Here is a 6,479-nt window from a genome sequence, read left to right as displayed (position 1 = left end):
TCTTCTCTAAGTCCCTTACTCTGTCCCTGGTAATTAGTTTTCCATTCTCCCCTTCCATTAATAATAGTTCTTCTGCACTGATTTCCTTTAACATGTCATGTTTTATAATCTGCCTTCCCCCATATATGGCATAGTTAAACACATCTGCAAATCTCACGTTATCTGACATGTACTTCTTGGTTGCTATATCCTTTTTTCTCATATAACACCCCCTTCTTTTAATATTTCGAGATATATACTATTAGTTTTTTTAATTTCTTTATAGTATACACCGGATATAAAAAAAATACAATAGTGAGGATTAGAATCCACTTGCAATCCTCACATCACAGTATCTTTATTACATCTTATATTTATTATAGTATATATTATTTGTTGTGTTGTCAAGTCGTTTTTTAAATTATACATATTTTTTGTGTTTTCTTTGAATAGTTACCGGAAAATGTAAATTTCACCTACACCCGGCTTAAATCAATTTCAATTTCACTGTCCGATATTTTACTGTTGTTGGCATATAATTCATATGCAATTTTCAAATTAATTTTGTCTTTTTCTTCAACCACATTAATATCCTTAGTCAAAACCTCCATAAGTAAGTCACCATATGGCGTGCTGTGCAGTGCCTGATTGTTCTTCCCTTTTTCAAAAATCATTTTTCCACTCATGAATCCTGACCTTTTAACCTCTGCAAAGGAATCGTTAAACTTAATTATATTCTTTGTTTTCACTCCGGTTTCATCATCAATGTCCTCATAAGTTACATAATGCTTGTTATTTCTTGTATAATATTTTCCCGGAGTTACGGTTTCAACGCTGTCTCCTGTTTCTTCCACTATCTGAAGTCCCTTTACTTTTACTATTACCTTGCTATTTACCATCCTAGTATTCCTCTATATTTATCTGATTTGCCTCGTCCACATCAAAAGGCATAATTGAATCTGCAAAACTTTCAAACCTGTCAGCAGCATCGCTTACATAAAAGTCACATGTAGGGTTAGCATTAATATCTGCTCTTATTCCATGCTGGGTTAAAAGCTCCCCTAAGCTAATGGCTGTCTCATAGGCAGGATTTACCAAATTAACATCCGGGCCCATTATTTTTCCTATGGTACTTCTTAAAAGAGGATAATGGGTACAGCCTAAAATAAGACTGTCTATGTTTTGTTCCTTAAGTTCGTCTAAATATCTTCTTGCAATCTCATCCGTCACTTCGTCATGAAGCATTCCCTCTTCTACCAAAGGGCAAAACAAAGGACACGCCTTTCCTATAACAATTATTTCAGGGTCAATGCTTCTTATATATTCAGTATATAATTTACTTTTAATGGTTCCTTCCGTTCCAATAATACCAATACGCTTGTTTTTGGTAGTTTCTATGGCAGCAATTGCTCCCGGTTTTACCACACCTATAACAGGTATATCTAATTCCTTCTCTATGGTATCAAGGGCAAATGCACTTGCAGTATTACATGCAACAACAATTGCCTTTACATCCTTTGTTCTCAGAAAATGTACTATCTGCCTTGAATATCTGATAATTGTATTTTTGGATTTACTTCCATAAGGAACTCTGGCGGTATCTCCAAAATATACAATGCTTTCATTAGGAAGTTGTCTTGTAATTTCCCTTGCTACCGTAAGTCCGCCCACACCTGAATCAAAAACTCCTATAGGTGCGTTATTATTTATTAATTCCATAATACATTTCCTCCTATACTTTGATATATTTTACCTTTTATCCCCCGTTATTTCAATAGAATTAAAAGCATTTGTATAAAAAGATTATAAGAGGCAATACTCTAAATACAACCACTAAAGTAAGAGACAAAAATTAACTATGTTTATTAAAAAAAATGTTTCCGACACTTAGCCCTCCACCAAAGGGTGGGGCAATACATATTCTATAAGGAGATTGAACAATGAGAAATAAAAGAATATTTTTAAGTTTTATAATTTTTATTGCAGGTATTGTAATGTTTAACTTTTACAAAAGTTCTGAAACTGCTGCTACGGTAAAGGCCCTGTCTGAAAGTGCCATACGCTTCCATGTCCGTGCCAACAGTGATTCCCAAGATGACCAGGCCCTAAAAATGGAGGTAAAAGAAAAAGTAGTTGACTACATATATAAAAATACAAAAACCTTAAATACCCTTTCCGAAACAAAGGATTTTATACTAAAAAACGATAATAAAATAAAAAAGCTGGCAACTGAGACTATCCGAAATTCAGGATATGATTACTCAGTATCTTCCAGCTTTGGAATGCAGGATTTTCCTGTTAAAACCTATGGTGATGTTACCTTTCCTAAAGGCCGCTACACATCATATACCATTTATATAGGAGAAGGCATAGGGCATAACTGGTGGTGCGTGTTGTATCCCCCATTATGCTTCGTAGATGCCTCCACCGGGGTAGTTCCTAACTCATCTAAAGAAATGCTTAAGGAATCCCTTACGGAAAAAGAGTATGACACCGTAGTTCAGTATCGTTTTAAATATCTTACCTTTTTAAACAACTTTATCAATTAATAAATTCCGTTAAGTAAAGCTGTTCCGTAAGATTGTTCTGCGTTAAATTTTCCATAACCTTTTCTGCCTTTTCAATATTATCAAAAAGTCCAAATACTGTAGGACCGCTTCCACTCATTATGGAATTTAAGGCACCTCCATTAATCATTATATCTTTTATTTGAGATATAACAGGATATTCAGGCACTGTCACGTCCTCCATTACATTATATAAAAGCTTTGACAGTGCGTACAAATCCTTGTTTCTAATGGCATCTGCCATTTTTTCAATATCCGGGCGTTTCTCAATTGAATCCGGCTTTATGTGTCCATAAACATATGCTGTAGATACGGAAACCGGAGGTTTTGCTATTATAACATGACACTTCGGTGGTGCCGGCAGTGGTGTTAATATTTCTCCAATACCTCTGGCAATAGCCGTTCCACCCATTATGCAGTAAGGGACATCTGCCCCGAGCTTTACTCCTCTTTCCATTAGTGCCTTTTCATCTAAATTGAGCTTAAACATCTCATTAATTCCCTTAAGGGTAGCTGCACAGTCTGCGCTCCCTCCTGCCATCCCTCCGGCAATAGGAATTCTTTTGTTAATTCTGATTTCAATTCCATCATTGATTCCAAATTCGTCAAATAACATCCTTGCTGCCATATAAGCCAGATTTCCCTTTTCATTTGACAAAACCTCTTTATCTGTAGTTACCTTTATTTCACCATTTTTTTCTGTTTTAGTTATAATAATATCGTCGTAAACATTTACCGTCTGCATAATCATGTCAAGGTCATGATATCCGTCAGGTCTTTTTCTTATAACATCTAATCCTAAATTAATCTTTCCATAGGCTTTTAATTCTATCTTATCTGACAACTTCCGTTCCTCCAAAAACTATATTCTCTTAAAGTATACTTTTTTTAACTGTTATTGACAAGATTTAATCAACAGCAGTCTGTCACCCTTTTTGATATGGTCAGTCTTTAATTCATTTACCTCCATAATTTTATCAATGGTAGTGAAATTCTCCTTTGCCAGCTTCCACAATGTATCCCCTGACTGAACCACATACCCTCTCATAAGTGGTGCTGCATTTACCTTTTCCAAATCTATGGATTCTTCTTTTATTTCAGTTATAAGAGCTTTTCGCTCCTCCCTAAAGGCCATTACCTCCATAGCCACTGTGAGCTTTATTTCCACCTCATCTGTGCCTGTCATGTTGCCACTTATCTGCTCCGTCCACCAGTTTACATAATATTTATCACCATTAGTTATTCCCTCTGCATCTATTCTGTGTTCAAAATCCATTTCTGCTGACTTGCAGCATATTGGATTACTGTCTTCAGAGGATATATACATAACCCATGCCTTTATTTTCCCAATAGCCTTTAAGCCATTGTCACTAACTACAATATTTTCAATTTTAATGTCTGCACTATTTCCACATATTTGTAAAATATGTCCCTTGTCGCTGTCTACCTTTATTTTCACTACATTTTTCGTTCTTGAAGCATTTTTTACAAGAAGTCTTTCACATACCTGTTCTGTTTTTATTGGAACGAGATTAATTTCCGGTGCGTACACATCCTCTAACACATCTACCGGCTTTTCCTCATAAATCTTAATGTTCATTTTCAGCAATGCATTAATGTTAATTTCCCGCATTTCATTATCCTGATTCATTTCTGCATCTACCGTAATATTATGAAGCTTTGATGTTATGTAGGAAATCAAATCTTCTCCCGCTTCATTTATTTCCAAAGTTCCACCAAAGTTAACGGTGGTATCTATCCACTGGATTGGAGCACTTTCTTCCTCCGGACTATATAGCAAAAATACCCCCAGTTCTCCGGTAACAAGTACGGCACTATCCGTCATTTTTTCATTAATGTTTTTTATCCTTACATCCTTCCACAGTATTCTTTCAATAGGTGGTTTAGATGAAGGAACCGACAGTTGTTCGTGGATTCTTAAATTATCTGATTTGTCTGCCACAATGGATATTCCGTCAATATGACTGTATTTAGTCATCATGTTTTCCCTGTCTGCTCCTGTCACTGCCTCCACATCTTCTAATTTTTCCACTGTAACATATGCCATTATCTGTATTTTATATATGTAACTTCTATTATCAATCATTTTGACAGAAGATGACATAACCATTAGTTTTACATTTGCATTTCCATCTTCATCTATATCCTGGGCTTTTACAATTTCCTCAAAAGGAATTTCCCCTTCTAACCCATTTACCCTGCCATCATCAACTCCATAGTAAAGCATCTGATAATTTATTGTTCCATTAATAACAATCTGATTATTTCTCACGGAAACATTATCAACTGTGGCTGTCTCACTTTGATTAATAATGGTTCCTACTTCCGGATATGCCTCTGTAACCCTCTCTTCGTGGTTTACATAAAAAGTTTTCGCCTCGTTTTTTATTATTTTACTCATATGAATATTGCTTTTTATTAATTCCATAACTGCCCCCTGACTTTACTATATTCTGTATACCTTCTATAACATATGAACAACCTGATATATTTATTCTACTTTTTAATTGTCGGTAAATATCACGTTTTTGTCACTGTATTTTATTTTAATTACAATAACCGGGTATGTTTTTGTTTCGTTATTGGTGTATTTCTTTGGCCCCAAAAACTCCGTTCTAACAAAAATTGCATTTGAGCTTTCAAATAGTTTCTTTACGGTAATGCTGTACCCTTCATACTTTTGTTTTCCATAACCAATTATAATGTAAGTGTACTTATCATCTGAATATGTTACCTTAAACTCCTTTTCCTTACGTTCCTCTATTATTTGTTTTACCTCCTGTGGCACCTCTGCTTCCGTCACTACAGTAAAATCTATATCCTTTATTTTTTTGCTGTTTATTTTCTGAATGCCGCATGAAGACGTTACTACTATGCATATAATAAGAATTAAAATCAGTCCTGTTTTATTTTTCAGCATAAAAAATACACCACAATATATCTTTATTAAAATATATTATGGTGTATTTTATTTATGCCCTGTTTTTAAATATTAAAGCATTGAATTTACTAAATTAATCATGTATTCGCCAAGTTCCTTATCCTTAGCTTCTGCATCTGCAAAATCCTTACCCTTAACTCCATAGTAGAATTTAAGTTTTGGTTCAGTACCTGATGGTCTTACACAAACCCATGCACTGTCACTTAAATCATAGTAAAGAACATTTGACTTTGGAAGTCCTGTACCTGTAACTTCTCCTGTTTCCATGTTTTTAACTGTGTCAAGTTTGTAGTCTCTTGCTGAAAGAACTTTATAGCCGGCAATTTCTGTAGGAACATTCTCACGAAGCTTCTCAATTGTATTCTTAATCTTTTCAATTCCTTCCTTGCCCTTTAATGTAATAGACTGAACACCGTCACTCCAGTATCCGTATCTCTCGTACATTTCAATCATCTTATCCCAAAGAGACATTCCCTTTGTCTTGTAGTAAGCTACAGCCTCGCAAAGTGCCATAGTAGCTACTACTGCATCCTTATCTCTCGCATGTGTTCCAATAAGACATCCGTAGCTTTCCTCAAAACCGAAAGCATAATGACCTTTCTTAGTGGTTTCAAAGTTAAGAATCTGTTCTCCAATATATTTAAATCCTGTAAGAACCTCAATAAGTCTTACGTTGTAATATTTTGCAATATCATTTGCAAGATTTGTTGTAACTATAGTTTTAATTAATGCTGCATCATCAGGAAGCTGTCCTGCTTCTTTCATCTGACTGATTTCATATTCTGCCAATAAGCATCCTGACATGTTACCTGTAAGTACATGATATTCTCCTGTCTTATCATCTCTTACATATACACCAAGTCTGTCAGCATCAGGGTCTGTGGCCAACAAAATATCTGCATTAATTTCATTTCCCATTTTAACTGCTAACTCAAAGGCTTCTTTTGATTCAGGATTTGGATAACTTACTG

General features: G+C 35.0%; 6 protein-coding genes and 2 pseudogenes. 1 reads left to right on the top strand and 7 read right to left on the bottom strand.

Going from position 1 to position 6,479, the window contains the following annotated elements:
* The 3 genes and pseudogenes from Q5O30_RS00530 to murI all read right to left on the bottom strand — a co-directional run.
* Positions 1-202: pseudogene (locus Q5O30_RS00530) on the bottom strand (transposase); the annotation flags it as partial.
* A gap of 253 nt (positions 203-455) precedes the next feature.
* Positions 456-878: a DUF1934 domain-containing protein gene (locus Q5O30_RS00525; protein WP_021951819.1), complete on the bottom strand. Its 423-nt coding sequence runs from the start codon at positions 876-878 to the stop codon at positions 456-458.
* 1 nt (position 879) lies between these two features.
* Positions 880-1,698: a glutamate racemase gene (gene murI, locus Q5O30_RS00520; protein WP_021951818.1), complete on the bottom strand. Its 819-nt coding sequence runs from the start codon at positions 1,696-1,698 to the stop codon at positions 880-882.
* 221 nt (positions 1,699-1,919) lie between these two features.
* Here murI and spoIIR point away from each other — a divergent pair, with 221 nt between their 5' ends.
* Entirely contained in the window at positions 1,920-2,528 is a 609-nt protein-coding gene (gene spoIIR / locus Q5O30_RS00515) for a stage II sporulation protein R (RefSeq protein ID WP_021951817.1), read from the top strand.
* On the opposite strand, the gene ispE is transcribed toward spoIIR, so the two are convergent.
* The 4 genes and pseudogenes from ispE to Q5O30_RS00495 form a co-directional block, all read right to left on the bottom strand.
* Positions 2,521-3,390: a 4-(cytidine 5'-diphospho)-2-C-methyl-D-erythritol kinase gene (gene ispE / locus Q5O30_RS00510; protein WP_021951816.1), complete on the bottom strand. Its 870-nt coding sequence runs from the start codon at positions 3,388-3,390 to the stop codon at positions 2,521-2,523. The two genes, spoIIR and ispE, sit on opposite strands and share 8 nt — an antisense overlap.
* A 51-nt stretch (positions 3,391-3,441) precedes the next feature.
* Positions 3,442-4,968, bottom strand: a complete 1,527-nt coding sequence (locus Q5O30_RS00505; RefSeq protein ID WP_302674485.1) for an SPOCS domain-containing protein — start codon at positions 4,966-4,968, stop codon at positions 3,442-3,444.
* A 102-nt stretch (positions 4,969-5,070) separates the two neighbouring features.
* A complete protein-coding gene (locus Q5O30_RS00500) occupies positions 5,071-5,487 on the bottom strand; it encodes a protease complex subunit PrcB family protein (protein WP_021951814.1) in 417 nt (138 codons plus the stop codon).
* A 72-nt stretch (positions 5,488-5,559) separates the two neighbouring features.
* Positions 5,560-6,479: pseudogene (locus tag Q5O30_RS00495) on the bottom strand (phospho-sugar mutase); the annotation flags it as partial.

It is taken from the genome of Eubacterium sp. CAG:161 (assembly GCF_000432355.1).
Lineage (GTDB): Bacteria > Bacillota > Clostridia > Lachnospirales > Lachnospiraceae > Eubacterium_G > Eubacterium_G segne.
Note: the sequence above shows the minus strand (reverse complement) of the source record. Positions and strands in the feature narration are given on the sequence as shown.